Annotated in this window: 24 protein-coding genes; 8 read left to right on the top strand and 16 right to left on the bottom strand. The window is 60.2% G+C overall.

The window, feature by feature from the left end:
• Positions 1–3 precede the first annotated feature (3 nt).
• The 8 genes from AM571_RS04630 to apbC all read right to left on the bottom strand — a co-directional run bounded on the left by AM571_RS04630 (position 4) and on the right by apbC (position 8,260).
• Positions 4–645 carry a F0F1 ATP synthase subunit B gene (locus tag AM571_RS04630; protein ID WP_074060398.1) on the bottom strand — a complete coding sequence of 214 codons (642 nt, stop codon included), beginning with the start codon at positions 643–645 and terminating at the stop codon, positions 4–6.
• A gap of 78 nt (positions 646–723) precedes the next feature.
• The gene (locus tag AM571_RS04625) at positions 724–951 is read right to left on the bottom strand and encodes a F0F1 ATP synthase subunit C (RefSeq protein ID WP_027507791.1); all 228 of its coding nucleotides are present in this window, start codon (positions 949–951) and stop codon (positions 724–726) included.
• Positions 952–1,019: 68 nt separating this feature from the next.
• Positions 1,020–1,772, bottom strand: coding sequence for a F0F1 ATP synthase subunit A (locus AM571_RS04620; RefSeq protein ID WP_074060397.1), 753 nt, complete (start codon positions 1,770–1,772; stop codon positions 1,020–1,022).
• A 70-nt stretch (positions 1,773–1,842) separates the two neighbouring features.
• The gene (locus AM571_RS04615; protein ID WP_074060396.1) at positions 1,843–2,187 is read right to left on the bottom strand and encodes an AtpZ/AtpI family protein; all 345 of its coding nucleotides are present in this window, start codon (positions 2,185–2,187) and stop codon (positions 1,843–1,845) included.
• A 283-nt stretch (positions 2,188–2,470) separates the two neighbouring features.
• A complete protein-coding gene (locus AM571_RS04610; protein WP_074060395.1) occupies positions 2,471–3,649 on the bottom strand; it encodes a cell wall hydrolase in 1,179 nt (392 codons plus the stop codon).
• Positions 3,650–3,796: 147 nt separating this feature from the next.
• Positions 3,797–5,695: a potassium transporter Kup gene (locus tag AM571_RS04605; RefSeq protein ID WP_074060394.1), complete on the bottom strand. Its 1,899-nt coding sequence runs from the start codon at positions 5,693–5,695 to the stop codon at positions 3,797–3,799.
• An 18-nt stretch (positions 5,696–5,713) separates the two neighbouring features.
• Entirely contained in the window at positions 5,714–6,691 is a 978-nt protein-coding gene (locus AM571_RS04600; protein ID WP_074060393.1) for a magnesium transporter CorA family protein, read from the bottom strand.
• A gap of 411 nt (positions 6,692–7,102) precedes the next feature.
• Entirely contained in the window at positions 7,103–8,260 is a 1,158-nt protein-coding gene (gene apbC / locus AM571_RS04590) for an iron-sulfur cluster carrier protein ApbC (protein WP_074060391.1), read from the bottom strand.
• Between the two features lie 501 nt (positions 8,261–8,761).
• Between apbC and AM571_RS04585 the strand changes: the two genes are divergently transcribed.
• Positions 8,762–9,736: a small ribosomal subunit Rsm22 family protein gene (locus tag AM571_RS04585; RefSeq protein WP_074060390.1), complete on the top strand. Its 975-nt coding sequence runs from the start codon at positions 8,762–8,764 to the stop codon at positions 9,734–9,736.
• A 63-nt stretch (positions 9,737–9,799) separates the two neighbouring features.
• Here AM571_RS04585 and AM571_RS04580 read toward each other — a convergent pair whose 3' ends face one another.
• Positions 9,800–10,531 (bottom strand): helix-turn-helix transcriptional regulator, encoded by a 732-nt coding sequence (locus tag AM571_RS04580; RefSeq protein WP_074060389.1) that lies wholly within the window; start codon positions 10,529–10,531, stop codon positions 9,800–9,802.
• Between the two features lie 234 nt (positions 10,532–10,765).
• Complete coding sequence (locus tag AM571_RS04575) at positions 10,766–11,560, bottom strand: IclR family transcriptional regulator (RefSeq protein WP_074060388.1); 795 nt, start codon at positions 11,558–11,560, stop codon at positions 10,766–10,768.
• 77 nt (positions 11,561–11,637) lie between these two features.
• On the opposite strand from AM571_RS04575, the gene AM571_RS04570 reads away from it, so the two are divergent.
• From AM571_RS04570 to AM571_RS04550, 5 genes are all read left to right on the top strand, one after another.
• Entirely contained in the window at positions 11,638–12,429 is a 792-nt protein-coding gene (locus tag AM571_RS04570; RefSeq protein ID WP_420493366.1) for an SDR family NAD(P)-dependent oxidoreductase, read from the top strand.
• On the top strand, positions 12,429–13,346 hold the full coding sequence (locus AM571_RS04565; protein ID WP_074060387.1) for a 2-dehydro-3-deoxygalactonokinase: 918 nt from the start codon (positions 12,429–12,431) through the stop codon (positions 13,344–13,346). Before AM571_RS04570 ends, AM571_RS04565 begins: the two co-directional genes overlap by 1 nt.
• A gap of 13 nt (positions 13,347–13,359) precedes the next feature.
• Positions 13,360–13,992: a 2-dehydro-3-deoxy-6-phosphogalactonate aldolase gene (locus tag AM571_RS04560; RefSeq protein ID WP_074063065.1), complete on the top strand. Its 633-nt coding sequence runs from the start codon at positions 13,360–13,362 to the stop codon at positions 13,990–13,992.
• A 4-nt stretch (positions 13,993–13,996) separates the two neighbouring features.
• Entirely contained in the window at positions 13,997–14,884 is an 888-nt protein-coding gene (locus AM571_RS04555; RefSeq protein ID WP_074060386.1) for an SMP-30/gluconolactonase/LRE family protein, read from the top strand.
• Positions 14,885–15,462: 578 nt separating this feature from the next.
• Complete coding sequence (locus AM571_RS04550; RefSeq protein ID WP_074060385.1) at positions 15,463–16,062, top strand: PRC-barrel domain-containing protein; 600 nt, start codon at positions 15,463–15,465, stop codon at positions 16,060–16,062.
• 200 nt (positions 16,063–16,262) lie between these two features.
• Here the strand turns inward: AM571_RS04550 and AM571_RS04545 are convergent, their stop codons facing one another.
• Together AM571_RS04545 and AM571_RS04540 are read right to left on the bottom strand one after the other, a co-directional pair.
• Positions 16,263–17,627 carry a putative bifunctional diguanylate cyclase/phosphodiesterase gene (locus tag AM571_RS04545; protein WP_074060384.1) on the bottom strand — a complete coding sequence of 455 codons (1,365 nt, stop codon included), beginning with the start codon at positions 17,625–17,627 and terminating at the stop codon, positions 16,263–16,265.
• A 114-nt stretch (positions 17,628–17,741) separates the two neighbouring features.
• On the bottom strand, positions 17,742–19,463 hold the full coding sequence (locus AM571_RS04540; protein ID WP_074060383.1) for a response regulator: 1,722 nt from the start codon (positions 19,461–19,463) through the stop codon (positions 17,742–17,744).
• 184 nt (positions 19,464–19,647) lie between these two features.
• On the opposite strand from AM571_RS04540, the gene mutL reads away from it, so the two are divergent.
• Complete coding sequence (mutL, locus tag AM571_RS04535) at positions 19,648–21,462, top strand: DNA mismatch repair endonuclease MutL (RefSeq protein WP_074060382.1); 1,815 nt, start codon at positions 19,648–19,650, stop codon at positions 21,460–21,462.
• Between the two features lie 64 nt (positions 21,463–21,526).
• Positions 21,527–21,757 (top strand): DUF2093 domain-containing protein, encoded by a 231-nt coding sequence (locus AM571_RS04530; protein WP_022716573.1) that lies wholly within the window; start codon positions 21,527–21,529, stop codon positions 21,755–21,757.
• A 340-nt stretch (positions 21,758–22,097) separates the two neighbouring features.
• On the opposite strand, the gene lpxK is transcribed toward AM571_RS04530, so the two are convergent.
• The 4 genes from lpxK to AM571_RS04510 form a co-directional block, all read right to left on the bottom strand.
• Positions 22,098–23,141 carry a tetraacyldisaccharide 4'-kinase gene (gene lpxK / locus AM571_RS04525; protein WP_074063064.1) on the bottom strand — a complete coding sequence of 348 codons (1,044 nt, stop codon included), beginning with the start codon at positions 23,139–23,141 and terminating at the stop codon, positions 22,098–22,100.
• A gap of 274 nt (positions 23,142–23,415) precedes the next feature.
• Entirely contained in the window at positions 23,416–24,144 is a 729-nt protein-coding gene (locus tag AM571_RS04520) for an HAD family hydrolase (RefSeq protein WP_074060381.1), read from the bottom strand.
• On the bottom strand, positions 24,144–25,463 hold the full coding sequence (waaA, locus tag AM571_RS04515; protein ID WP_074060380.1) for a lipid IV(A) 3-deoxy-D-manno-octulosonic acid transferase: 1,320 nt from the start codon (positions 25,461–25,463) through the stop codon (positions 24,144–24,146). Before waaA ends, AM571_RS04520 begins: the two co-directional genes overlap by 1 nt.
• 177 nt (positions 25,464–25,640) lie before the next feature.
• Positions 25,641–25,889, bottom strand: a complete 249-nt coding sequence (locus AM571_RS04510) for a DUF4170 domain-containing protein (RefSeq protein ID WP_074060379.1) — start codon at positions 25,887–25,889, stop codon at positions 25,641–25,643.
• Positions 25,890–25,894 lie beyond the last annotated feature (5 nt).

Below are 25,894 nucleotides of genomic sequence, written 5' to 3'. Positions count from 1 at the left end.
CGATCAAGCCTCCTTCTTGGCGGCTGCGACAGCAGCGGCAACGTCTGTCTTGACGGCCGTGCCGCCGATCAGCTGTTCGATGACGGCAGAGGCCGTCTCCTCGGCGATCGTTCCGACGTCTGCAAATGCCTTCGCCTTGATGTCGGCGATGCGGCCCTCGGCAGCTTTCAGCTTCTCCGAGAGGCTGGCTTCGACGGCGCGGCGCTCCTCTTCAGCCCTGGCCTTGGCGGCGTCGCGCGCGGCAGAGCCGATCGAGTTCGACTTGGCGCGGGCCGCAGCGAGTTCAGCTTCATAGGCTGCAACGTCGGCATCGGCTTCCGCCTTCAGACGGCTTGCCTCGTCGAGATCCTGCGAGATGCGCTTATGGCGCTGCTCGAGGATTCCGCCGATGCGCGGCGTAATGACCTTTTGCATGAGCAAGAAGAAAATGGCGAAGGTGATCGCCAGCCAAAGTAGCTGGGATGCGTAAGTCGACGAATCGAAAGGCGGGAAAACACCGCCGCCATGCTCGCCACCGGGAACGCCGGTCTCGGTATGGACCTCGCCCGGCGCCGGGGCGGCATGCGGGTCCGTGGCGGGCGCTGCACCCGGTTCTGCCGTTCCCGCCGGAGCTTCTTGAGCATAGGCCGGGGTCACAAAAAACATGCTCACCTCCAGGTGTACTGCAAATACAAAGGATCACGGCTTGCTGGTCGCAGGCCGTGATCCTTCAATTCACCGATATTAGACGGCGAAAAGCAGAAGGAGAGCGACGAGCAGCGAGAAGATGCCCAGAGCTTCCGTAACGGCGAAGCCGAAGACCAGACGGCCGAACTGGCTGTCGGCAGCAGACGGGTTGCGCAGCGCGCCGGCGAGGTAGTTGCCGAAGATGTTGCCGAGGCCGAGAGCCGTACCGGCCATACCAAAGCAAGCCAGACCTGCACCGATGAACTTTGCTGCTTCCGCTTCCATGTTGAACTCCTTTGAAATGGTTGTTGCGGCGAATTGACTGACGCCCGTTGACGTCAATGTCGGTATCCTTAGTGGCCACCCGGATGAACTGCGTCGTTGAGGTACATGCATGTCAGCACCGCAAAGACGTAAGCCTGGAGGAAGGCGACGAGGAACTCGAGACCGGTCAGGGCGACCGTCATGATGAGGGGAAGAACGGCACCGCCGACACCGAGTGCACCGAGGGCTCCAAGCGAGGCGACGAAGCCTGCGAACACCTTCAGCGTGATGTGACCGGCGAGCATGTTGGCGAAAAGACGAACGGAAAGTGAAATGGGGCGGGACAGGAAGGAGATGATTTCGATCGTCACCACCAGCGGCAGAAGAATGCCCGGCACGCCCGAGGGCACGAAGACATTCAGGAAATGGAAGCCGTGCTTATAGAAGCCGTAGACGAGAACCGTGCCGATGACGAGCAGCGCCAAGGCGAAGGTGACGATGATCTGGCTCGTCACCGTGAAGAAATACGGGAACATGCCAAGCAGGTTTGCCGTCAGTACGAACATGAAGAGCGAAAAGACCAGCGGGAAGAACTTCATCCCCTTGGTTCCTGCGCCTTCCTTCAGCATTCCTGCGATGAATTCGTAAGACATTTCCGCGACCGACTGCGAGCGGCCAGGAACAATCGCGCGATTCGACGTCGAGAAATAAAGGAAGCCTGCAGCAACGGCAGCAGATGCCGCCATGAAGAGAGAAGCGTTGGTAAACGAGAAATCAATCCCGCCGATTTCGATCGGCACAATCTTCTGGATCAGGAACTGATGGGTCGGATCGTTAGACACCGCTTGTTCTCTCTTCTTTGGCCCGCGACTGCGGGATCATCACACTGGACAAAGCGCCTGGCACCCTGCCCTATTTCTTGCCGTTTTCGGCCTCTCCAGGCTCTGGTTTTGCAACCTTGCCTGCAGCACGAAGAACGTTCAAAACACCGGCACAGAATCCGAGAAGCAGAAGAACAATCAACCCCCAAGGCGCCGTGCCGACAAAACGGTCCAAAAGATAGCCAAGAAGGGCACCGACGATGATGGCGGAAATGAACTCGCTCGAAAGCTTCATCGCCTCAGCATAACCTTTGCGGCTTACCTCGGCGCGGGCTTCGTTCGCCTCGTCCTCTCCCGCATCTATGCGCTTGGCTTTGAGCTTGGCTCCCAGCTGCGCACGGCGCTTTTCTAGACTTTCCTCGCGGTCATCCGCCATGGCTTCCTCCTCGTCTTCCGCTGTCCGCGATCCCCGCTACCCCGGTTTTCAGGACAACGGACACAAGGTCTGAAAAACCTTTCGGCCCGTTCTGAAGTCGCGCGCAACATAGTTTTAGGGGAAACCATAGTCAAGGCGTAGGAAGCTTATGTCCAGCCATAAAATTAGCGTTCCGAATCAATAGCTTGATCCGGATTTCAAACCGCCTTCAAAATTCGAGCGAAAGAATCCGCTTTCGAAGCCGATCATCGGCGGGGAAATCCGCTGCCGGATCGCCTTTTCCTCAGCTCCAGCCGCCGCCATAGGTGCGATAGAAGACGTGCAGGCCGATACGGCCGACCTTTTCCATGGTCCTTGCCCATTTCGGCCGGACATAGACGGCATGATAATGCGTAGCGGAGCCGACTTGCGGAAGCCAGATCTTGCCGGCCGTGACTGCCATGGCGACGTCGCGGGCAACGTGCCAGTGATTTTCGGAGTTGACGCGATCGCGGATGTTGTCGCAGGCAAAGGAAAACTGGCAGCGGTTGCGCCAGTCTTCGTTCTGGTAGACGACGCCGCAGATGGTTTTCGGATAGGCCGGGTTCCTGACGCGGTTGAGAATGACCTGAGCGACTGCGGCCTGCCCCTTTACCGATTCGCCGCGAGCTTCGAAATAGATGCCGGATGCAAGGCACTGCTGCTCGCGCGCCGAAAAAACGCTGGCAGGCAGGATGCTCGCCGCCCATGGGTGATCGCCCGCGCCGATCTGCGGCACGAAGCGGCCGTCATCAGCTCGATCGCCGAGGATCGAATCGAAGGGCGATTGCCGGGCATAGTCCGGGGCCGGCGGCGCATAGGCGGTCGCCAGCACATCGGCCTTGTTGCTTGTGACAAGGCCTGCAAGCATTGCCGGGACGCCGGGCTCCGGCATGACCGGCTGCTTCCTGTAGAAATTGGTGGCGATCTCGATCTCCTTGCCCATGATCTTCGGTTTTGCGAAGGCGGATTTGTCCTTGATGTCGAAGCTCGGCTGGAAAAGCAGTTGCGTGCGCTGGAGAATGGAGCCGGCGGAGAAATCCTTCGGCGGCTGCATCTTCTCGACGGCAACGATGCGGCCCTTCTTGGTTGCCCGGTTGACGCGTTCTTCGTCGGGCGTCTCCTCGTGACCCTTGGCCTTCGCGACAAAGGCAAGCTTGCGGCCATCCGCAAGAACCATGCCCGCGCCGGCCGCAATCGTTCCCGTCACGATCGGATCCGCGAACGCGAGTTCGGCCTGATGAATGGAGCCAGCCGGAGAATTCGTCATGACCATGCGCCAGTTGTCGCGGCTTTGATCAAGCCCGGCGAGCATGGCGGCGAGATCGGCATGCGATGCGATGGTGGGGAATGCGAGCCACCCGCAAATGCCGAAGATGGCGGGTGAAATCCAGCGGTGAGGAAGGGAACGCAGCTTGCTGCGGACAACGCGATATCGACGCAACGCCTGACTCCGGACACGGGACGCTTCAACAGTCAGACGAAAATCGCCCATTAACCTTGATGCTTGGTTAATGAAGTGTCCCAGAATTCATCCGCGCGCGGTTTTGCGTCTCCTCCCCGGCGGAAAGGAGAATGGTTGGGAAGCGTGTCAGATGATGACGTGCGAGCCGAGTTCGACTACGCGGTTGGCCGGAAGGCGGAAGTAGTCGGAAGGGTTCGCTGCTGCGTTGGCGAGCGCGATATAGAGTCGATCCTGCCAGTAAGGCATTCCAGATTTCGCGTCCGGCACCAGCTTGCGCCGGCCGAGATAGAAGGAAGTCGTCATGATGTCGAACTTCAACCCGGTCTTTCTGAGTGCCGCGAGCGCCTGGGAGACGTTCTGCGTTTCCATGAAGCCGAAGAGCAGTTCGACACGCGAGAAGCGCTCGGAAACCTGCTCGACCTTGTAGCGTTCTGAGTTTGCAACGCGCGGCTTGTTGACCGTGCGGATCGTCAAAATGACGTTGCGGTCATGCAGGACATGGTTGTGCTTCAGATTGTGGAGCAGGGCTGCAGGCGCCGATTCCGGATCGCTGGTGAGGAAAATCGCTGTGCCCGGCACTTGTGCAGGCGAGTGATCGCTCTTGCGCTCGATCGAACTGACAAAGGAAGGCAGCGGGATGTCCGTATGGCGGGTCTTTTCCATGAGGAGCGCCGTGCCGCGGCGCCAGGTCCACATGACCACGATGAAGGCGGTGGCGATCAGGATCGGGATATAGCCGCCGTCGTGGATCTTGAGCAGGTTGGCACCGAGGAAGATCAGTTCCAGCAAGAGCAGCGGCAACAGAACGACCGTTGCCGTCGGAATCGACCAGTTCCAGCGCGTGCGCACGAATTCGAAGGCCATGATTGTGGTGACGACCATCGCGCCGGTGACCGAGATACCGTAAGCCGTTGCAAGAGCCTCGGACGTCTGGAAGGTGATGACCAGGAACATGACGCCCAGGAAGAGCACGGTATTGACGGTGGGCAGGAAAATCTGCCCGGTATTGGTCTCCGATGTGAACAGGATCTCCATGCGCGGCAGGAAGCCGAGGTTGATCCCCTGGCGTACGAGCGAAAAGGCGCCGGTGATGACAGCCTGGCTGGCGATGATCGTTGCAGCCATCGCAAGAATGACGGCGAAAGGCAGCGCCCACTTGGGGAACATGAGATAGAAGGGGTCGGACATCGCCTCCGGATTGCCGAGCACGAGTGCGCCCTGGCCGAGATAGTTCAGCGCGAGCGCAGGATAGACCAGCGCGAACCAGGCCCATTGGATCGGGCGGCGGCCAAAATGCCCAAGGTCGGCGTAAAGCGCTTCGGCGCCGGTGACCGTCAGGAAGACCGCACCCAGAACAACGATACCGAAGAATCCCTCTTCGAACAGGAAACTGACGGCATAATACGGATTGAAGGCTGCCAGGATGCCGTAGTCGTCGGAGATATGCGAAATGCCGGCAATGGCCATGACGATGAACCAGAGCGCGGTGATCGGTCCGAAAAAACGGGCCATGGCGCCGGTGCCGTGCGACTGGAAAACGAACAGCATGACAAGAATGCCCGCCGAAATCGGCACGATGTAGGCCGACAGGCTCGGGGCCATCAGCTTAACGCCTTCCACGGCAGACAGAACTGACAGCGCCGGCGTGATCATCGCGTCGCCCAGAAACAGAGCCGCACCTGCCATGCCGAGTGTAAGCAGCAATGCGGAGTGCCCGTTCGCCGTCTTCATCAACAGGGCAAGCAGGGAGAGTGTGCCGCCTTCGCCTTCGTTATCGGCGCGCAGCAGCAGCAGGACGTACTTGACGGTGACGATGATCGTCAGTGCCCAGAGCATCAGCGAGATGAGGCTGATGATCTCGAAACGGGTGATGCCATCGTGCGCGACCGGCTTCAGCGCTTCGCGGAACGCATAAAGCGGGCTGGTACCGATATCTCCATAGACGACGCCGACGGAGCCGAGCGTAAGATAGAAGAGCTTGCGCGGCGTCATGTGGCGATCGTGTGAATGGCTTTCGTCGGACATGAAGTGACAACAGGCTCCTTAGAGCCAGCCTTTCCATCGGAAAAAGAAAAACGGAATGATGGCGGACATCACCATCAGGCCCAGCGAGGAGGGATAGCCTGCGACCCAGTGCAGTTCCGGCATGAATTCGAAATTCATGCCGTAAATGGACGCGACAAGGGTGGGCGGCAAGAAGACGACGGATGCGATCGAGAAGATCTTGATGATCGAGTTCTGCTCGATGTTGATGAGGCCGAGCGAAGCGTCGAGGAGGAAGGTGATGTTTCCGGCGATGTAGGAAGCATGCTCCGTCAGCGACTGGATATCTCGCGAGACGGTGCGCGACAGTTCCTTCGTCGCCTGGTCCTTCTGAACTGCGGGGATGGTGTAGAAGAAGGTCATCAGACGTGAGAGCGAGGCCAGGCTATCACGCACCTTGCTGACAAGGCGGTGGTGGCCGGCAATATCGCGAAGCTTTTCTTCGAGATAGTTCGAGGGCTTGCGAACCTTTCTGGCGCGGTCGCCGAAAACGTGCGTCGAAAGGATGTCGATGCGGGCGACCGAGAGTTCTAAAATTTCTGCAGTCCTGTCGGCGATCGTCTCGAGCAGCTTGGCAAGGAGCGCGGCACCGCTCCGCCACTCTTCCGGCACGCGATGGAGGGCGGCGATGAACAGGGCAAAGGATTTCGGATGAGCGTAGCGGATGGTGATCAACCGGTTTCCAACGAGGATGAAGGCGACATCCGTCAGCGTCGGCGCCTCTGTCTCAGCTTTCCAGACGAGCGAAGCCGTCATGTAGACCGCATCATTCTCGGTATACAGGCGTGCGGACGGCTCGATATCCTTCAAATCGTCGCGGGTCGGAACCTCGATGCCAATGATCTTTTCGACATAGAGTTCCTCCTCACGGGATGGCTCCAGCATGTCGATCCATACCACATCGTCCGGAAACTCGGCGGCGTGCGACAGGTCACGTATTTCGACCGATTTGCAATTTGAACAATAGGCAGTGATCACCGGTCGTTGCTCCAGCCGCCGGCAGGTCCCGCAATGCCTGCGCTTGTCATCGAGAGCCTTTCATTGGAATGGCGCTCGTCACGGCGCCGCCAAGGCCAATAGTCTTCGATCTTGCCGAAGGCGAAAGAAGGTTCATGAAACTCCAGCTGCATCCGGTCATAACCCGGCCATGCATTCTGCTCAACCGCATCGCAGTCACCAATCCTTCGATCGACAAGACAACTCCGAACATGCAGGCTGACCGAAACTTTTCAAGCAAGGGCGGCCATCATCGAGCATCCGCAGAAGCCGCCATCATGGCGACGGCGGGCCATATGACGGAAAGCTGTGAAATAATCAAGTCATCTTAGGTGAACTGGGCGATATCACCACATTTCCCCCACAATTCGGGATATGCGGCGCACCGAACAGCTATTCGAAAATGATCGCCGGCGCGGGGCGCTGCGGCTGGCCGTGGAGTTGTTCCCAGACCTTCGCAGCAATATCGCGAAAGATGCCCGCAACGATGCCGTTCGGTTCGGACGCGACGAGCGGCGTGCCGGCATCCGAGGTTTCACGGATACTCACCGTGAGCGGAACCTCGCCGAGGAAGCTCACGCCAATGCGCTCGGCCTCCCTGCGCGCGCCGCCATGGCCGAAGATGTCGTAGCGGGTGCCAGTATCGGGGGCGATGAAATAGCTCATGTTCTCGACGATGCCGAGAACCGGTACCTCCACCTTGCGGAACATGTTGAGCCCCTTGCGGGCATCGATCAATGCCAGGTCCTGCGGCGTGGAAACGATGACGGCGCCGGCCAGCGGCACCTGCTGGGCCATCGTCAGCTGCGCATCGCCGGTACCGGGAGGCATGTCGACGACAAGCACGTCCAGCTCGCCCCAGGCGACTTCGCGCAGCATTTGCAGCAGCGCCGATTGCACCATCGGGCCGCGCCAGATCATCGCAGTTTCCTCGTCGACGAGGAAGCCCATCGACATGACCTTGAGGCCGTAGTTCTCCATCGGATTGATGATGCGGCCGTCGATCTGCGTCGGCCGGCCAGAAATCTTCAAAAGGCGCGGCATGGAGGGACCGTAGATGTCGGCGTCGAGAATGCCGACACGCAGACCATTGGCCTGCAGGCCGAGCGCGAGATTGACCGCCGTGGTCGACTTGCCGACGCCGCCCTTGCCGGAGGCAACCGCGATAATCGACTTGATGCCGGGAACGCCGATCTTGCCTGCGCGTGGCGGCTGTTGCTGTGGCGCGTGCGCATGGCCTTCGTGGCCGTGCCCGGCATGGGCAGCAGGACTAGCGGCAGGTGCGGAGGCAGGGGCCGCTTTCTTGTCGGCGGTCAGCGCCACGAGCGCACCCTTGACGCCGGGCAGTTCCTTGATGACGCGTTCGGCCGCCAGACGCAGCGGTTCAAGCTCCTTGGCGCGCTCGGCCGGAACGGTGATCGAGAAATAGACCTTGCCGTCCGAAATGAAGACGTCGGAAACCATGCCGAGCTCGACGATATTATGTTCGAGGTCGGGTCCGCGCACGGTCTTCAGCGTTTCGAGAACTTGTTCCTTGGTGACGTCCGTCATTCCACCCTCACGCATAGTCTTTGAAGAGACGTAGATAGTGGAGGGCTCCGGCTTAGCCAAATGAAATCGGCATCAAGGGCAACGGAAATCGCGCGCTATCGAAACCGTTGCGGCCATCTGGTCCGCCGGGCTTTCGCCCCGATGGCCGCAACGGTCTGCCCGATACCCGGCGCAATGCAGGCCGAAGTAGAACAATGTGCGGAAATGACCAGAGGAAAAATCACCCAAGACCATGGGGTTGGAGCGACATCACGAAAGGGTCGTTACAAAAAGGCAACAACCGCCGCCGGCCACGGATGCAGGAGAGATGCATCAACGCTGGCCGACGGCGGGTTGCCGATGGCGCCGTTTGTTAGTGGCGCTCTTCCAAAGTCCCCTCTGGACCTCTGCGAAACAAGAAGCAAGGCCCGTGCCAGATGACGCTCAAGCAGGCGCTTCATATGCGGCTTGGCATGGGGCGCCCCCGGCTGTATGGCGTGATGATCAATGCGGGCGACAGCGATGGAATTGCCAAGGGACTTGCGGGAACAGGTGGAGGAGATGCTGGAGGGCCAGCCGCTCGATGGGCTGAAGCGGGCTGCAGCCCGCCTTTCCAGCCGCTATCGCCAGGAACTGCGCGACGGCAGTTTCCACATCAACGATAGCCTCGCAGCCAAGGCTTATCTCGCCGCCAGGCTGCCCGCCACATATGCCGCAATCCGCGCCGCATACGAAATGATTTCGCAAGCCCGGCCCGATTTCGCCCCTGAGAATTTCGTCGATATCGGTGCTGGGCCAGGCTCGGCACTTTGGGCGGCCACGGACTGCTGGCCAAAGATCAAAAGCGCCGTGATGGTGGAAGCAAGCGACGCGATCCGCAACGTCGGAAGACATCTGTCGGGCCGGCTCGCCCTTCCGACGGAATGGATCGATGGCAATCTTATCAAGGTATTGCCGAAAATCGCGCCCGCCAGTCTCGTCACTATCGCCTATGTGCTCGACGAGATAGAGCCGCATCAGATCGATGCGTCGATCGACAAGCTCTGGGCGCTGACGCTCGACACGATCGTCGTCATCGAACCTGGAACGCCGGCAGGTTGGAACCGCATCCTTGCCGCGCGTGACCGACTGCTCTCAAATGGGGCGCATCTGATCGCGCCCTGCCCGCATGCATCGGACTGTCCTCTCGCACGGCCAGATTGGTGTCATTTTTCGCGCCGGGTCGCCCGCTCAAAAATGCACCGCCTGGTCAAGGATGCGGACGTGCCGTGGGAGGATGAGAAATATATCTTCGTCGCCGCAAGCCGTTTTGCCGGCGAGGTCCCCCAGGCCCGCATCATCGCACCGCCCCACGGCTCGGGCGGGGTGATCAGGCTGAAGCTCTGCCAAAGCGACGGGACGGCAGGCGAGCCCACCTTCTCCAAACGCGACGGCGCCACCTTCAAATGGGCGCGACGGGCAAATTGGGGCGATGGGCAGGAACGCGACGGACAATAGCAGCGGACGAAAGACGCGGCCGTGCCCATCTTTTGAGCCAAACTGCCAATATTTTCAGCAGTTCTACTTGATGATGCCGATGCGCAGCGCCTTGGCGACCGCCTGCGTCCGGTTGACCGTGTCGAGTTTCTTCGTTGCGCGGTTCAGGTAGTGGTTGACGGTATGTTCCGACAGGTTGAGGATATCGGCAATTTCGGCACTGGTCTTTCCCGCCGCCGTCCAGTTCAAGCAATCGACTTCGCGGTCCGTCAGCGCATCCGTCATGCGCGTATCGAGACTGCGGATTTCGGCAAGCCTGTCGAAGACATGGATCGAGATATAGGAAAGGTCGCGCATCTCTTCCGGCGCGAATTGCTCGCGATCACCGGCAAACGAGACTGCGCCGCGCATGCCGGATGGCTCGTGCGTCGGGAAAAAGGCACAGCGCATCATCTTGAAACGCTCGAAAAGCGCCACGGCCATCGCCGTCTTGCCGTCATCCCTCCTATGGCCCTTGGTCACATCGACGAAAAACGGGACCGATGACGTACGAAGCCGGCGTATGACGGGACTGCTCACCAGCAGGTTTTCCTGATCATAAAGCGCCAGCAGCTCGGCCGGCCAACTGGTGATCACAGTCGCGCCTTGCAGTTCGAACGACGTGACCGGCGGCAGGTTGAGGACCATGAACGCGCGGCTTCGGCAAGCTTCCGTCAGGCGCTTCATGAGGCGGAAGATATCGAACTGGGTCTTCAGGCTTGCGATTTCCTGAATATATCCATCCGCATCGAAGGATGCCCGTGACAGTGCTGTCATCTACTTTTTTGTCTTCTCAAGAGCGGCGGCGCCGTTTCAGATCAATCTGTGCCTGCAAGTCAACACACGCCCGCATGAAATCAAAAACAACCTGGCCGAATACAATGGCCGAAGAGACTATACGTTTTAACAAGCTACCGCAGTTGTCGTGATTCGCAGCCAAATCTCAATATCGAACGCATCATAAGTCTGCTCTGCGGAAGCGTCCAGTCGATTGTCTGGCCGCATAGGCTGCTACCGGCGCGGGCCGAGACGGACCCGCATCGCATCCGCGATGCATTCCGCTGTCTCCTTCAAGGGTGCTGCCCATTCTTGCAGACGCTCAAGCGTCAGCCTGTAAGCCGGACCGGTAATCGAAACGCCACCTGTAAAGCTTCCATCCTCCATGCGGATTGGCGCCGCGATGCAGCAAATCCCTGGCTCATGCTCCTCACGGTCGAAGGCGAAGCCGGCTTTGCGGATTGCCGCCACCTCGCTCAGCAATGCCTCGGCCGAGACCAGCGTCTGCGGCGTGAAGCTATGGAAGGAGAGTCTTTGCACCAGCGCCTCCAGCGCATCGTCCGGCAGAATCGAAAGTGCAACCTTGCCGACGCCGGTGCAATAGACGGGCGAGGCATTGCCGATCTGGGAATACATGCGAACAGACTGCTGACCTTCGATCTTGTCGAGGTAGATAATGGAGGTTTCGCGCAGGACGCCGAGATGGACGGTCTCGCCGCTCATCTGCTGCAGGTGCCTCAGATGCGGTTCGGCTATCAGCCGGAACTCATTCTTCGCCCAGCTTCGCGACGCCAGGTCGAGAAGCCGCAACCCCGGCGCATAGCGGCCGTCTGTGTCGAGTTCCAGAAGCCCTTCCTCGACAAGATGACTAAGCTGGCGGTGCAGCGTGCCGCGCGGCTGGCCTGCAAGCGCTAAAATATCGGTAAAGCGCATCGGACGCTCGCAATGCGTCACGAGATCGAGCAGCGCGATCGCCTTACCCAATGTCCCCGTTTCACTTTCTCTCGATATAACTTTTCGCGGAGCCATCGATCGCCTACCGTCGGCCTTGACACGAATGGCAGCGTAATCAGATAATTCCAAATAGTCAAATTGAGTTCCGAATAATGGAACATCGGGAGGATACGGTGAGGAGCGTAGGCGCGCAGTTTCCGGAATTCAGGGATCGTTGCGTACTCGTGACAGGCGGCGGGTCCGGCATCGGTGCCGCGATCGTCGAGGGCTTCGCCCGGCAGGGCGCGAAGGTTTCCTTTATCGACATAGCCGAAGCGGAAAGCGTTGAACTTGCCATGCGGCTTTCCCGCGATTCGGAACATCCGGTGCATTTCTTCAAGGCCGATCTTCGCAATGTCGGCGTGATCCGGCAGACGGTCGACGCGGTGGTCGCGCAATCAGGGCCGATCAACGTTCTCGTCAACAACGCTGCCTGGGACGACCGGCATGATTTCGATACGGTGACCGAAGAATACTGGGACAACAACCAGGCAACAAACCTCCGCCATGTCTTCTTTACCGCCCAGGCAGTAGCGCCTTCCATGCGTGCGGCAGGCGGCGGCGCGATCATAAACATGTCGTCGATCGCATTTCTCCTGAACATGCCGGACTTTCCGGCCTATTCCACGGCCAAGGCAGCCGCAATCGGTCTCACCAAGAGCCTTGCTGGCAAGCTCGGTCCCGACAATATCCGCGTCAACTGCATCTTACCGGGAATGATCGTGACGGAACGTCAGATGAAGCTCTGGCTAACCGAAGAAGGCATTGCCCAGACCATCAAGCGACAATGCCTGAAGAAGGTCCTGCATGCCGACGCGATCGTCGGCCCTTGTCTGTTTCTCGCATCCGACTGCGCAGCCGCGGTGACGGCGCAGTCCTTGATTGTCGACGGAGGCATTTTCTGATGGCACATCCCGTTTATGTCGCGGTGGATTGGGGTACGAGCAGTTTCAGGCTCTGGCTGATCGGCAAGGACGGCAGCATTCTCGGCGAACGCCGCAGCGGCGAAGGAATGACGACGGCGGCCAAGACCGGCTTTGCCGATGTCCTGGCCTCGCATCTTGCCGCACTTTCGGTCCCACAGAACGTTCCGGTCATCGCCTGCGGCATGGTCGGCGCAAAGCAGGGCTGGGTCGAGGCGGGATATGTTGACGTTCCCGCGTCGATTTCCTCGATCCTCACCGGCGCGGTTTCCGTTCCAGGCCAAAGCCGGGATGTCCGTATCCTCCCCGGCCTTGCCCAGCGCGACAAGGCATCGCCCGACGTCATGCGCGGAGAGGAAACACAGCTGCTTGGCGCCCTTGGCCCGGACAGCAAAGGATTGCAGGCCGTGTGCATGCCAGGCACGCACTCCAAATGGGTTCATGTTCAGGACGGCGAAGTGATCGGATTTTCGACCTTCATGACCGGTGAACTCTTCGACGCGGTCAGCAAGCATACCATCCTTTCGCATGCCGTTGCGAACGCCGAAGAGGCTCAAGCAGACCATTCCGCCTTCAGGGCGGCAGTCTCGGCCGCTTTCAGGCAGCCTGCCATGGCGTCGAACCTTCTCTTTACCGCACGCTCGGGCCAGCTTCTTCACAAATTGACGGCCGCCGGCGCGCAGGCAAGGATTTCCGGCACGCTGATCGGGCTTGAAATCGCCGGCGCGCTTTCCGACGCACCCAACGACACGCCTGTCACGCTCGTCGCTTCGGGCCGCCTTCGGGGCCTTTATGAAACGGCCTTCAAGTTCCTATCTCTGAAATATACCGTCATCGATGCCGATATCGCCGTGCGCCGTGGGCTTTCGGCCGCCGCCGAAGCCATCTGGCCGAATTGAGGAAATACTCATGATCAACCGCATTCCCTTTCCCTCCATGAAGCGTCCGCTCATCGCCATTCTCCGCGGCATCAAGCCGGAGGAGACCGAAAGCGTCGTCGGAGCGCTGATCGAGAACGGCCTCGGCGCCATCGAAATCCCGCTGAACTCGCCAGAGCCCTTCAAATCCATCGAGATCGCTTCCAAAATGGCGCCGCCGGAATGCCTGATAGGCGCAGGCACCGTGTTGACGGTCGATGCAGTCGACAGCCTTCACAATGCAGGCGGCAAGCTGCTCGTCACACCGAATGTCGAGCCAGACGTCATCATTCGTGCGCGCAGCTACGGCATGGTCTCGATGCCGGGCGTCTTCACGCCGACAGAGGCGCTTTCTGCGGCCCGCGCCGGGGCAACCGGCCTGAAGTTTTTCCCCGCAAGCGTACTCGGGCCCTCGGGCATCACCGCCATCCGCGCCATTCTGCCGCCCGACCTGGTGATCGCGGCGGTCGGCGGCGTCTCCGACAAAAATTTCGCCGATTACACAAACGCGGGCATCCTTGCCTTCGGCCTCGGCACCAGCATTTACAAGCCCGGAATGACGGCCGCAGAGGTTGCCGAGCGCGCCAAGGCCACCATTTACGCCTATGACGCAGCGGTAGGAGCGTAGGCAGATGACCGAGATTTACGAGTTCGAGGGCAAGACGCTTTGCAATACCAATTCGGTACTTGGCGAAGGCCCGACCTACGATCCGGATACCGACACCGTCTGGTGGTTCAATATCCTCGGCAAGGAACTGCACGAACTGAACCTCAGCACCGAGGAAAAGAAGGTGCATCCGCTTCCGATGATGGCGAGCGTGCTTGCACGCATCGACGCCAGCCGCCAGCTGCTTGCGACCGAGGAAGGACTTTTCGTCCGCGATACTGGCAGCGGCAATCTGACCTTCTATGCCGCGTTGGAAAACGACAACCCGGAAAACCGCTCGAACGACGGCCGCACGCACCCATCCGGCTCACTCTGGATCAGCACGATGAGCAAACGGGCAGAACCCCAGGCAGGCGCGATCTATCACGTCGCCGGTGGCAGGGTGACGAAGATCTTCAGCGGTATCAGCATTCCCAATTCGATCTGCTTTTCGCCCGACGGCACGATCGGCTATTACACGGACACCCGCATCAGCCGTCTCATGCGCGTCATGGTCGATCCGCAGAGCGGGCTTCCGACGGGCGAGCCGATCGTCATGGTCGACAGTATGGATGATCCCGGCGGCATAGACGGTTCCGTCTGCGATTCGGATGGCTATATCTGGAACGCCCGCTGGGGTGCAGGCGTCGTCGACCGGTACAGCCCGGACGGCCTGCGCATCGCCCGTTACAAGGTTCCTGCCGCACAACCCTCCTGCCCAGCCTTTATCGGCGTCAATGCGGACAGGCTGGCGGTGACGACCGCCTGGGAAGGGCTCGACGACACCGCACGCTCGTCGCAACCGCAAGCCGGAGCGCTGCTGGAGCTTGGTGTGACGGTAAAGGGCGTTTTCGACCCAGTCTATGTGCTGTGAACGACCAAACGCAGACGTTTCAGGCAAGCTCGTGGGATATGCCTTAAGTCATACTTCATTCCGCCAGGAAAAACGATTGCGATCGGCGGTTTCGTCTACGACCGATCTTGGCGGGATCGGCCGCCGACGGATTGCTCCAGGTGCGGCAGCTTCGCTATAGGATGATCCGCCATGCAAAGGGGCCATTGGACAGAGCTTGGTCGATGGCCTTTTTTTACTGAGGTTGGCACAATTCTAAAGGACAAGAGGGATGCTTTCACGACGGCGATGACTGCCGCACCGCTCTTGCCCCCAGCGGGATTTTAGCTGGTCTAGAACCGGCATCGGCTGCTATGTGGCCCGCCGCACAGAGAGCCTCTCCTGATCGATATCCGAAGAGCGGCGCAATTGTTGTAACAGTCAAAATCACACGCATTTCGATTAAATTTTGGCAAAATCATCGAACTTTCCATGTCCGTTTCCGGAACCAAAAGCCTGTCCAGCCATTTTCCTTGTGAACCGGCACGGAAAAAGACGCCAAAGAATAATACCGGCGGCCGCGCTTAAGACCAATCGAGGAACACAAAGGTAGGTTCGAAATGACTCGCAAACTTCTGACGACCGTTGCCGCTGGCGCCTTGTTTGCCACGGCTTTCGCGCCGGCGGCATTCTCGCAGACTGCACCGCAGCCGGCAACACCCGATGCAACCCAGACGGCTCCGGCCGATCCGGCCGCACCAAAGCCTGATGCAACCGCTCCGGCAGGTGACGCTAAGGCTCCGGCGCCGGCTCCATCGACCGACATGGCCGCTTCAGGCGCATACCTGACAGAACAGGGTGCGGACCAGATCAGCGCCAATTCCTACATTGGCCAGTCTGTCTATACCGGTCAGAACGAAAGCATCGGTGAGGTCAACGACCTGATCATGAAGAAGGATGGTGGCCTGGTTGCTGCTGTGATCGGTGTCGGCGGCTTCATTGGTATCGGTGAAAAGAACGTTGCAGTACCGATGGACAAGATCACCGTTACACAGAATACCCAGGACGGCAGCCTCAAGCTGACGACCACGGAAACGGCTGAATCTCTGAAGGCCGCTCCGGAATTCAAGACCCTGCAGGCCCTGGCCGCTGAAAAGGCTCCGGCGCCTTCGGGCACGATGCCGTCAGACCCGACAGCTACGGGTTCGACCAATAAGTAATCCCAGCGCGGTGCGTATGTTCTAGGCGGCGGCGTCCCAACCGGGCGCCGCCTTTTTTCTACGGCAAGATCAGACAAACGCAGGGCAGCGATTGCCGCATCGCGCCAGCGTCAGGTGCCTGAACAAAGGGATCAGGGCAGGCCCAGACGCGACACCATCGCGGCCAGCGCCAGCACAGCCTCGTGCGGCCTTTGAACGGCTCAGGCCGAAACGCGATCGATAGCGGCCGAATCGTAGTAGTTTTCGTGGAGGAAACGCAATGTGGCGATGCCATCGGCCGGCTTGCCGAAATGGTAGCCCTGCCCCATGCCGCAGCCGAGAGATCGCAGCTTCACGGCTTCGGAATAATCTTCGATGCCCTCGGCAACCACTTCGAGATCGAGACCGTCGCACATCGTCAGGATCGCCTTGATGATATGCTCGGAGGCACGGTCTGAATTGATGCGCGAGACGAAGGCGCGGTCGATCTTGACCTTGTCGAAGATGAAGTCGCGAAGGCGACCGAGACTCGATTGTCCGGTGCCGAAATCGTCGAGCGAGATGCGCACGCCTGCCTGGCGCAGATCGGAAAGGATGCGATGGGCGGTATCGGTCGAACTCATGACTGCCGTTTCGGTGATTTCCAACTCCAAGCGGTGCGGATCGAAGCCCACGCGTCCGAGGATGGAAAGCACGTTGCTGCTCGTGCCTGGATCCATGAGCTGGGCGGAGGACAGGTTGAACGACAGGAACAGTTCGCGCGGCCAGGAGAGCGCGGCTTCGGTAGCCTTTCGAAGCAAGGTTTCCGACAGCGCGTCGATGAAGCCGCGCTCTTCGGCAAGCGGCACGAAGACGCCCGGCGAAACAAAGCCGAGGTCGGGATCGTTCCAGCGCGCCAGCGCTTCGAAGCCGACCACCTGATTGTTCGACAGTGACACGATCGGCTGGAAATGTACGTCGATGGCGTCCGAGATGATGGCGTTTCGAAGTGCCTGCTCGAGCTGCGTTGCGCGCTTCATCTCCTGCGCGATCTCGCGCGAATAGACGGTGATCTGGCTGCGGCCGCGGCGCTTGGAGCGATAGAGAGCGGTTTCAGCGCTTTTCAAGAGCTCATCGAACTCCGCACCGGCGAAAGGATAGATGGCAAAGCCGAAGGAGGCGGAAAGGCGCACGTTGCGGTCGCCGAGATCATAGGGAGCAGACAGCACCTCGCGGATCATCTGGCCGAATTTTTCAGCGCTTGCGCGCTCGAAGATCAGCGGCAGCACGAAAGCGAACTCGTCGCCGTCGTGGCGGGTCACCAGCGCGCCATCCGGAATACATGCCTTCAGGCGGTGGGCGACCTGACATAGAATTTCGTCGCCGGCAGCAGAACCGAAAAGATCGTTGATGGGCTTGAATGAATCGAGATTGGCGATGCCGATGGTGAAAGGAGCCGGATCGCTTGCGCGTTCCGTGGAGATCTGACTGACCCTATCGCGCATGCGATGGCGGTTGCCGAGCCCAGTCAGCGGATCGGTGTATGCCATGACCTGAAGCTCATTCTGGCTCACAGGCAAGAAGGGTGTGTCCGCCGGCTTCATTATTCAACCTGAGATTTCGTCGCTCCCTCCCGGAAGAATGGCGGGCAAGTCTTAACAAACCGATAGTAAACCGGCCCCGTCCGGCTCAGTTGATACCCCAGATTTGAGGAGTTGCGCTCACACGCGCGCCCGCAGCGGCTCTGCAGCAAGATGCTTCTGGAACAGCGTTTCCAGTATGTCCGGACTGACCGGCTTCATGATGACGTCATCCATTCCGGCCTTCGCACATTCGGCGCGATCCCGTTCGAATGCCTGCGTCAGGACGCCGACGATCGGCGTCTTGTGCGCGTGGTTGTCTTCCATCTGACGGATCATGCGGGCCGCCTCAAAACCATTCAATCCTGGCAGTGAGATGTCCATCAGCACGATTTGCGGCCGGTATTCCGCCCAAAGTCGCACAGCTTCGTCGCCGCTGGCTGCGATCAGGTAGCGGTAACCCAGTCCTTCCAGTATCTGGGAAAAGACAATCTGGTTGATGTCGTTGTCTTCCGCCACGAGCACCTCGAGGAAATCCACCTCGGAGGATGTGTTGATTTCCCAGTCGGCCTCGCCTTGGGCGGCGGCGCTGTTGTTGCGGTTGAAGTGGCGGGCGATCTGGAAAGTGAGCTCGTTGGCAAGCTGGAAACCATCCATGACCAGCGCCGGGATGCCATATTGTCCGGCAAGCTCCAGGCAGCGCATGCCCATCTGGTTGTCGACGACCAGAAGATCCAGCGCGATGCCGGACGAGGTTGCGATCTCGAGGAAGCGCTCTTCCTCGTCCTCGCCGCGAACCGAGCAGGCCTCGAAGCCGTATTTCGCAAGCGTACGGAGGGCGGCGGTTTCGGCAGCGAGGTCGCCGGTGACGACCAGGATCTTGCGGCCGGAGAAATTCTCCGGAACGATCGTTTCCATCGCGGCCGGCGGCCGTCGCTCGTAATCGCCATTCAGCGGCACATAGGCGCGGCGATAGGATCGACTGCTAGATGTGGTGACGGACGTTGCCTGGTCGAATTCGTCGAGATCGGCGCCGTCGCGTGGCAGATCCTGCATCGTGGATACGATGAAATAGCGTCCCGGCTTGCCGATACGGTGCTTGCGGCTGACGATGTCGCGCTCCGAACCGTCGCGGGCGACCTGCCGCTGCCGCACGACGGACATCTCGCCGGTTTCCAGTACATGTCGGTCGCTCTCCTCGAAGCGCTTGGCGACTTCGGGGGAAAAGAGATCCCCGCTCTTGCGGCCGAGCACCTCCTCGACAGTCGTCTGGTACTTTTCGCAGAAAGCAATGTTGACGGCGACATAGGTGAGGTTGCGATCCTTGACGAAGAGCGGGAACGGCAGATTGTCGAGTATATCCTCGGTCAGTTGCACACGCTCGAGATCGGCGCGCCACTGCTCCTCACGCTTCTTTTCCTCGGAAATATTGGAAATAATCGATACACAATAGCCGCTCGGCAGACGACGCTTGACCAGGCGGATCCAGCGGTCGCTGCCATGGCGCTCCACGATTTCGAAGCGCTCGCGCCAATGCGAGGCAATCTTCTGGGACAACCAGTCCTCGCGACCAAGCGGGACGCCCGGCTGCCTGGCTACATATTGCTGACGCACGCCTGTGTCATAGACGGCGCCGAGAAAATCGCGAAGCCTGGTTCCAGGCTTCAGCATCACGGATGAAATCGGGAAGAAATCGAGCACCTGGCGGCTCGCGAAAATCATCTGGTCGTTCTTGTCGTAGATAATGAGGGCGGCCGAAATACCGTCCGAAAAGGCATCGAAGAGCGCAGCCTGCAGGTCGATTTCGGCCGGCATTTCACCGCTCACGGATGATGCGTCCGCCTTTTCGAAGCCGGCACTCATTCCTTCACGTCCCACATCTATCCGATTTCATAGCACTGTCTGGTTGTGTGCGATCAAAATGCCAGCTTTCTCCTAACGGCGGCTTAACGGTAGGCGGAAGCAAGGTTCACGGGGAAATCACATGGCTCGCAGGCGCAACGTTTTTCGCCCTTCCCTCGGACACGCGAATCCACGAAAATGGCGCATGGCCATCAGACAGCTCTCCGAAACGCTCATCAACCAGATCGCCGCCGGCGAAGTCATCGAACGCCCGGCGAGCGCGGCGAAGGAGCTCATCGAAAATGCGCTGGATGCCGGCGCGACCCGTATCGAGATCGCCACGTCCGGCGGCGGCAAAGGCTTGCTGCGGGTCAGCGACAACGGCTCCGGCATGGATGCGGCCGATCTCGAGCTTGCCGTGAAGCGGCATTGTACTTCCAAGATCTCCACGACGCTCGACAACATCCGCACGCTCGGCTTTCGTGGCGAAGCGCTGCCTTCCATCGGTTCTGTGGCGAAACTCAGTATTTCCAGTCGCCGCAAGGAAAGTGCGGGCGGCAACGAGATCGCCGTCGCTGGCGGCAAAATCCTGCATCTGAGACCCTCGGCCTCCAATGCGGGCACGATCGTCGAAGTGCGCGATCTCTTTTTCGCAACACCTGCGCGATTGAAGTTCCTGAAGACAGAGAAGGCAGAAGCGGCGGCCATCACGGAAGTCGTCAAGCGCATGGCGATCGCCTTTCCCGGCGTGCGCTTCGTCCTTTCCGGCACCGATCGCAGCACGCTCGAGTTTCCGGCAACCGGAGAGGACCATTTGGCGCGCATGGCGCAGGTGCTCGGGAGGGAATTCCGCGATAACGCAATCGAACTCAACGCCGAGCGCGAAGGTATTGCGCTTACCGGTTTTGCCGGCGTACCGACCTTCAACCGCGGCAACTCCGCCCATCAATATGCCTTCGTCAACGGCCGGCCGGTCCAGGACAAGCTGATCCTTTCGGCGATCCGCGGCGCCTATGCCGAGACGATCCCGGCCGGGCGCTATCCGGTGGCCGTCCTGTCGCTGTCGCTCGATCCGGCGCTCGTGGATATCAACGTCCATCCGGCCAAGTCGGACGTGCGCTTTCGCGATCCGGGCCTCGTGCGCGGGTTGATCGTCGGTGCGGTGCGCGAGGCGCTGGCGCGCGACGGAAGCCGGGCGGCAACGACTGGCGCAGACGGTATGCTGCGCTCCTTCAGGTCGGGTTTCCAGCCGGGCTACCAGCGGCCAGCGCAAGCCGCATGGTCGGCCGGGAGCTCCCCATCGCGTCCGTTTTCTGCAAACGGCGGTTTTGGCGAAAGGCCGCAGGCCTCCTTCGACGGACTGAGTACGCCGGCTGCGCGCGCCGAACCGCAGGCGCAGGCATGGCAGCAGCCCCGACCAGGCGAAGAACCGCCGCCCCGTTACCCGCTCGGCGCTGCGCGCGCGCAGATCCACGAGAACTACATCGTCGCGCAGACGGATGACGGGCTTGTCATCGTCGACCAGCACGCAGCACATGAGCGGCTGGTGTTCGAGGCAATGCGAAAGGCGCTGCAATCTAAACAGCTGCCGTCACAGGTGCTGCTGATCCCGGAAATCGTCGACCTGCCGGAAGAGGATTGCGACCGGCTGATGGCGCATGCCGAAGGCTTCAAAGAGCTTGGGCTTGCAATCGAACGCTTCGGGCCGGGGGCGATTGCAGTGCGCGAAACGCCGGCCATGCTCGGCGAGGTCGATGCGCAGGGCCTCATCCGCCAGCTTGCCGACGAGATTTCCGAATGGGACACAGCCGGTGGCCTTTCGGCCAAGCTCGAATACGTCGCCGCGACCATGGCCTGTCACGGCTCGGTGCGCTCCGGCCGCAGGCTCCGGCCGGAGGAAATGAATGCGCTGCTCCGGCAAATGGAAGTGACGCCGGGCTCCGGCCAGTGCAATCACGGGCGGCCGACCTATATCGAACTGAAGCTGTCGGATATCGAGCGGCTGTTCGGACGCAACTGAAAACGCTGGCAATAACGCCCGCCCCGCGATATTGGCAGTCGAAGGCAACAGGGAACGGAGCAGGATGAACTTGTTTGAAGGAAACGGGAACCGCGAGGCGAAGATCCGCTATCTCGATGCAGATTTCCAGATCCTGTCGCCGGGTTCCTACGTCATCTGCGCCATGACCGGCAAGCATATCCCGCTCGACGAGCTACGCTACTGGAGCGTTGCCCGCCAGGAACCCTATGCCGACGTCGTTTCTTCGCTCGAAGCCGACAAGCGGGCCGGCGTGCTGCCGAACCAGAAGCGCTGATCAAGGAAACGCCATTGAAAGAGCGCTCGCTCGGCCGCCCGATCATTGATGCGGCGAGACGCTACCCGCAGCGCAATGGTCACGAAGGCCTGAAGGTTATTCTTGGGTCTTTCAGGAGGCACTTGTCGAAGTGCTGTCCAGCCCGCAGAAAACGACCATCGTCGTTTGAGTATCTGCTGTTAATAGCCTCGTTTCCGGCTTCCGGAATTTCGTTCCTTCGTCGCGTTGCTTCATTGCGACATCTATGCCGAGGGATATTCGATTGAAATTGGACAGCGCCTGTTTTGGCCGCGGTTTGCAAAGTGAGTTTTTCCGAGATCCGCGGCAGGCGCCCGTAAACTCAGCCGGGCTTCCGGCTTTTTCTCAGTCGCCGCTCTCGGCAGGCCTCAATGGCACGATCGATGATGAGGCCGGGTGCCTGCGGATCTTCGAACGCCATTTCGACTTCGATGACGCGGCATCTGGCGGCGAGTTCCTCCGCTTTGCCATGGTGGCCGGCAAGCCGCACGAAATCCTTCGAGGTCGTGACGATCAGGAGATCGTCGCGCTCGGCAATTGACAGCAGGTCCGCCATCTCATCGTCACTCAGGTGCTCGTGATCACCGAAAGACCTGCCGGTCGCGATTTCGGCGCCGAGTGATTCCACCGTCCGGAAGAACTTGCCCGGATCGGCAATGCCAGCAAAGGCCAGCACCTTCCGGCCGGCGAGGTCGTTTTCGCCGCAAACCTTCAACGATGCGGTGAAATACGGTTTGGCGGCGCGGGCAGCCATGCGGACGATTGCATCGGCGGCATTGCCCTTTCCCACTTTCAAAAGTGCGCTGGCATAGCGCATCTGCACGGAGATCGGTGCGCGCACGGGACCGCCCGGCACGGTATGCCCATTGCCCAGGCCGCGCGTCGTGTCGATGACGAGCAGGGCATAGTCGATCGCCAGGCGGGCGCTCTGGAAACCATCGTCCATGATGATGAGGTCGGCCCCTTCCTTGACCAGCCGCTCGGCGCCTTCGACGCGGCGGCGCGAAACGACCGTCATCGCCTCGCGGGCAAGCAGCAGCGGCTCGTCGCCGACGGCAACGGCGCGATGATGAGCGGGATCGACAACCACGGTGACGTCCAGAGAACCGCCATAGCCCCGACTGAGGAAGCCGGGCCTCAACCCCTTGGCCTTGGCCGCACGAGCGATCGTCAGAGCTGTCGGGGTCTTGCCGGCGCCGCCTACGGTAAAATTGCCGATGCAGATGACGGGAACGAGGACGGAAGCGCGGCGTGCATGCGTCATGCGATAGCCGGCGATCCGTCCATACAGGAAGGAAAACGGCCAGAGCGCCCATGCCCGCCAATCAGCTTTCGTCCACCAAAACGGCGGCGCTTCGGATACCATCACTGCCGCCCTATGCTCCTCCGGTGCCGTGCCGGCCACCGGCCATCCCCTCGACTGGCGGGAAAGAAAGGGCAAAATTGCAGAAAAAGCAAGCTTTTGCTCCCGAGAGTCCTCATTGCCGTGCTCGTCAAAGGAAGCCACGGTGCGCCTGCGCTGCAAATGAAACAAGGATATAAAAAAAGTCTGCCGCGCCATGGACATGGCGCGGCTTGACGAGCACAGAGATCGGGAGAGCACCTCGCGGCAAGTATGACTGGGCCCGCACGGTCGGCAATCATGCCAGTTGCAGGTTCGGCAACAGTCCCTCGAGTTCGGTGATATCGTTGAGGCAATAGTCGGATGCGGCAGCCAACGATTCCCGCGAGCCGGTGCCCGTCAGCACGGCGATCTTCAGGCCCGCCTCGGCATTGTGGCCCATGTGCAGGTCGTGATTGTTGTCGCCGACGACCGCCACTTGCGCCGGCTCTAGCCCGGTCGCCTTGCAGAAGCCGAGGACCATTCCAGCGTCCGGCTTGCTTCCGAAGCCGCTGTCATAACCGGCGATGTAGTGCACGAACTCGGCGAAACCGAAACGCTGTGCCGTCTGGCGGATGGAGCGTTCGTTGTCGCTGGAGGCGATGCCAAGCTTGAAGCCGCGGCGGTGCAGGCGACCGAAGTAGGCGGCAAGATCGGTGACCGGTACGGAAAAGTCGGCAGCATGGGAAAAGAGAGCGTCGAGCTTGATCGTCAGTTCGACGACATCGATCCTGGAGCCCGCCGCCACCAGCCCCTCGGCGATCTGCCGGGTATTGCCGGCAGCCAAGAGACTGTCGGGCACGATATGGCCGGTCGCCGGGTCCATTCCGGTTGCCAGCAGCAGATGGTCGGCGAGCACCGGATCGTCTTGCGAGGCGATGCGGGCCAATTCACGGTTCACCGGCAGCCAGCTCTCATCATAATCGAGCAAGGTGCCGTCCTTGTCGAAGAGGATGCCCTTGATTTGCGTAGCCGTCATCTTTTCCATCAGCCTTCTGCCATCGACCTCGGCAGCAGTCTTGCCTTCACCGTCAGTGGATTGATGTAAGGCTCGAGCGATTTTACTGTCGCCGTCAGCGCGCCGCGCATTTCCTGCACGGCCGCGACGCCGGCCTCGATCATACTGCGGCGTGCCTCGCCATTGATGAGTAGATAATGCACCCCCTTGGCCAGCATCTCGGTATCGCGCACCATGCGGGCGCTGCCGCGGCGGGCAAGCTTCTGGTAGGCGTCGCGGAAATTCTGGACGTTGCTGCCGGAAAGTACAGCGCAGCCCAGCATCGCGGGTTCAAGCGGGTTCTGCCCGCCTTCGGCAAAGAGCGAACGGCCGACGAAGGCAACTTCCGTCATCCGCAGGTAAAGGCCCATTTCGCCGATGGTATCGCCGAGGAAGATATCGACATCCGGCGAGAGTACGTCGTCGCGCGTGCGGCGAGCAACCTTGAGACCCTGCTTGACGAGCATTTCTTCGATTTCATCGGAACGCTCAGGGTGGCGCGGCACGATGATCGTCAGCTGGCCGTTTCGCTCCTTCAGCGTGCGATGAACGACCGCCGCGGCATTCTCCTCACCTTCGAAAGTGGAGATCGCAGCCCATGTCTTGCGATTGCCGATCTGCTTCTTGTAGCGGGCGAGGACGGATGTGTCATAAGGCGGTGCGTCGGTATCAACCTTGAGATTGCCGGAGGTCGTCACGTGCCTTGCCCCGAGATCGCGAAAACGCTCGGCATCGATATCCGACTGGGCGATCACAAGCGCGAGGTTCTCGAACAGCGCCTCGGCGATGGCCGTGCGGCGCTGCCAGCGCGCGAAGGAGCGATCCGACATGCGCGCATTGACGAGGATCTGCGGAATGCGGCGGCGGCCGAGTTCCATGACGGTCGCCGGCCAGATTTCCGACTCTGCAATGATGGCGCAATCCGGCTGCCAGTATTCGAGGAAGCGGCTGACGGCAGGCTTCAGGTCGAGTGGCACATATTGATGGATGGCCTCATTGCCGATGCGCTCGGCTGCGAGCCTTGCCGAGGTGATCGTGCCCGTCGTCAGGATCACATGAATGTCACGGCGGCGGATTTCGCGGATAAGGGGAATGACGGCGTTGGTCTCACCGACGCTCGCCGCGTGGAACCAGACGAGCGGTCCCTGCGGCCGGTTTGCACTGGCATAACCAAAGCGCTCCGTGCGACGCGCACGCTCTTCCTTGCCCTTCGCGGTCCGGTAGGCGAGATAGGCGCCGACGATCGGAGAGGCGATGACCCCTGCCGTTCGATAGAGGCCCAGCGCGAACCGCGCTCTTGGCGAACTCATCTAAAATGCCTCCGATCAGCGATGATCGACATCAAACCCATTCCCATCAATTATTGTTGCGGCCGGAATGACCGAGTAATTTGTTCAGAATGCGTCAATCGCCTGTGGCGCCCATCCAACAATGCGCAAGGGCGGCCCTGCCGAATGGGGCGGTATCGGGCGCGTGAGAGGCTGAAATCAGTTATTTCCAGCCTTGTTCTGCGGATCGAGCAAGCGATGCATATGGACGATGAAGTAACGCATATGTGCGTTGTCCACGGTCGACTGCGCCTTGGCCTTCCAGGCCGTTAGCGCCGAGGCGTAATCAGGAAAAATACCGACAATATCGAGATCATTCAGATCGCGGAACTGAACTTCGGTCAGGCTTTCCAGTTCGCCGCCAAATACGAGATGCAAGAGCTGCTTTTTGTCGCCAGATTCCGTCATTTTCT

Origin of the sequence: Rhizobium etli 8C-3 (assembly GCF_001908375.1) — a bacterium.
GTDB lineage: Bacteria > Pseudomonadota > Alphaproteobacteria > Rhizobiales > Rhizobiaceae > Rhizobium > Rhizobium etli_B.
The sequence above is the reverse complement of the archived record's forward strand: the minus strand, read 5'-3'. Positions and strand labels throughout refer to the sequence as shown.

What these genes read in the sequence shown, in the direction of transcription:
- mutL (WP_074060382.1), top strand. Translation starts at nt 19,648, where the DNA reads ATGGCCATCAGACAGCTCTCCGAAACGCTCATCAACCAGATCGCCGCC.
- AM571_RS04565 (WP_074060387.1), top strand. Translation starts at nt 12,429, where the DNA reads ATGGCACATCCCGTTTATGTCGCGGTGGATTGGGGTACGAGCAGTTTC.
- AM571_RS04520 (WP_074060381.1), bottom strand. Translation starts at nt 24,144, where the DNA reads ATGGAAAAGATGACGGCTACGCAAATCAAGGGCATCCTCTTCGACAAG.
- AM571_RS04630 (WP_074060398.1), bottom strand. Translation starts at nt 645, where the DNA reads ATGTTTTTTGTGACCCCGGCCTATGCTCAAGAAGCTCCGGCGGGAACG.
- AM571_RS04575 (WP_074060388.1), bottom strand. Translation starts at nt 11,560, where the DNA reads ATGGCTCCGCGAAAAGTTATATCGAGAGAAAGTGAAACGGGGACATTG.
- lpxK (WP_074063064.1), bottom strand. Translation starts at nt 23,141, where the DNA reads ATGGTATCCGAAGCGCCGCCGTTTTGGTGGACGAAAGCTGATTGGCGG.
- AM571_RS04580 (WP_074060389.1), bottom strand. Translation starts at nt 10,531, where the DNA reads ATGACAGCACTGTCACGGGCATCCTTCGATGCGGATGGATATATTCAG.
- AM571_RS04625 (WP_027507791.1), bottom strand. Translation starts at nt 951, where the DNA reads ATGGAAGCGGAAGCAGCAAAGTTCATCGGTGCAGGTCTGGCTTGCTTT.
- AM571_RS04550 (WP_074060385.1), top strand. Translation starts at nt 15,463, where the DNA reads ATGACTCGCAAACTTCTGACGACCGTTGCCGCTGGCGCCTTGTTTGCC.
- AM571_RS04570 (WP_420493366.1), top strand. Translation starts at nt 11,638, where the DNA reads ATGGAACATCGGGAGGATACGGTGAGGAGCGTAGGCGCGCAGTTTCCG.
- AM571_RS04585 (WP_074060390.1), top strand. Translation starts at nt 8,762, where the DNA reads ATGGAATTGCCAAGGGACTTGCGGGAACAGGTGGAGGAGATGCTGGAG.
- apbC (WP_074060391.1), bottom strand. Translation starts at nt 8,260, where the DNA reads ATGACGGACGTCACCAAGGAACAAGTTCTCGAAACGCTGAAGACCGTG.
- AM571_RS04615 (WP_074060396.1), bottom strand. Translation starts at nt 2,187, where the DNA reads ATGGCGGATGACCGCGAGGAAAGTCTAGAAAAGCGCCGTGCGCAGCTG.
- AM571_RS04555 (WP_074060386.1), top strand. Translation starts at nt 13,997, where the DNA reads ATGACCGAGATTTACGAGTTCGAGGGCAAGACGCTTTGCAATACCAAT.
- AM571_RS04530 (WP_022716573.1), top strand. Translation starts at nt 21,527, where the DNA reads ATGAACTTGTTTGAAGGAAACGGGAACCGCGAGGCGAAGATCCGCTAT.
- AM571_RS04510 (WP_074060379.1), bottom strand. Translation starts at nt 25,889, where the DNA reads ATGACGGAATCTGGCGACAAAAAGCAGCTCTTGCATCTCGTATTTGGC.
- AM571_RS04605 (WP_074060394.1), bottom strand. Translation starts at nt 5,695, where the DNA reads ATGTCCGACGAAAGCCATTCACACGATCGCCACATGACGCCGCGCAAG.
- waaA (WP_074060380.1), bottom strand. Translation starts at nt 25,463, where the DNA reads ATGAGTTCGCCAAGAGCGCGGTTCGCGCTGGGCCTCTATCGAACGGCA.
- AM571_RS04540 (WP_074060383.1), bottom strand. Translation starts at nt 19,463, where the DNA reads ATGAGTGCCGGCTTCGAAAAGGCGGACGCATCATCCGTGAGCGGTGAA.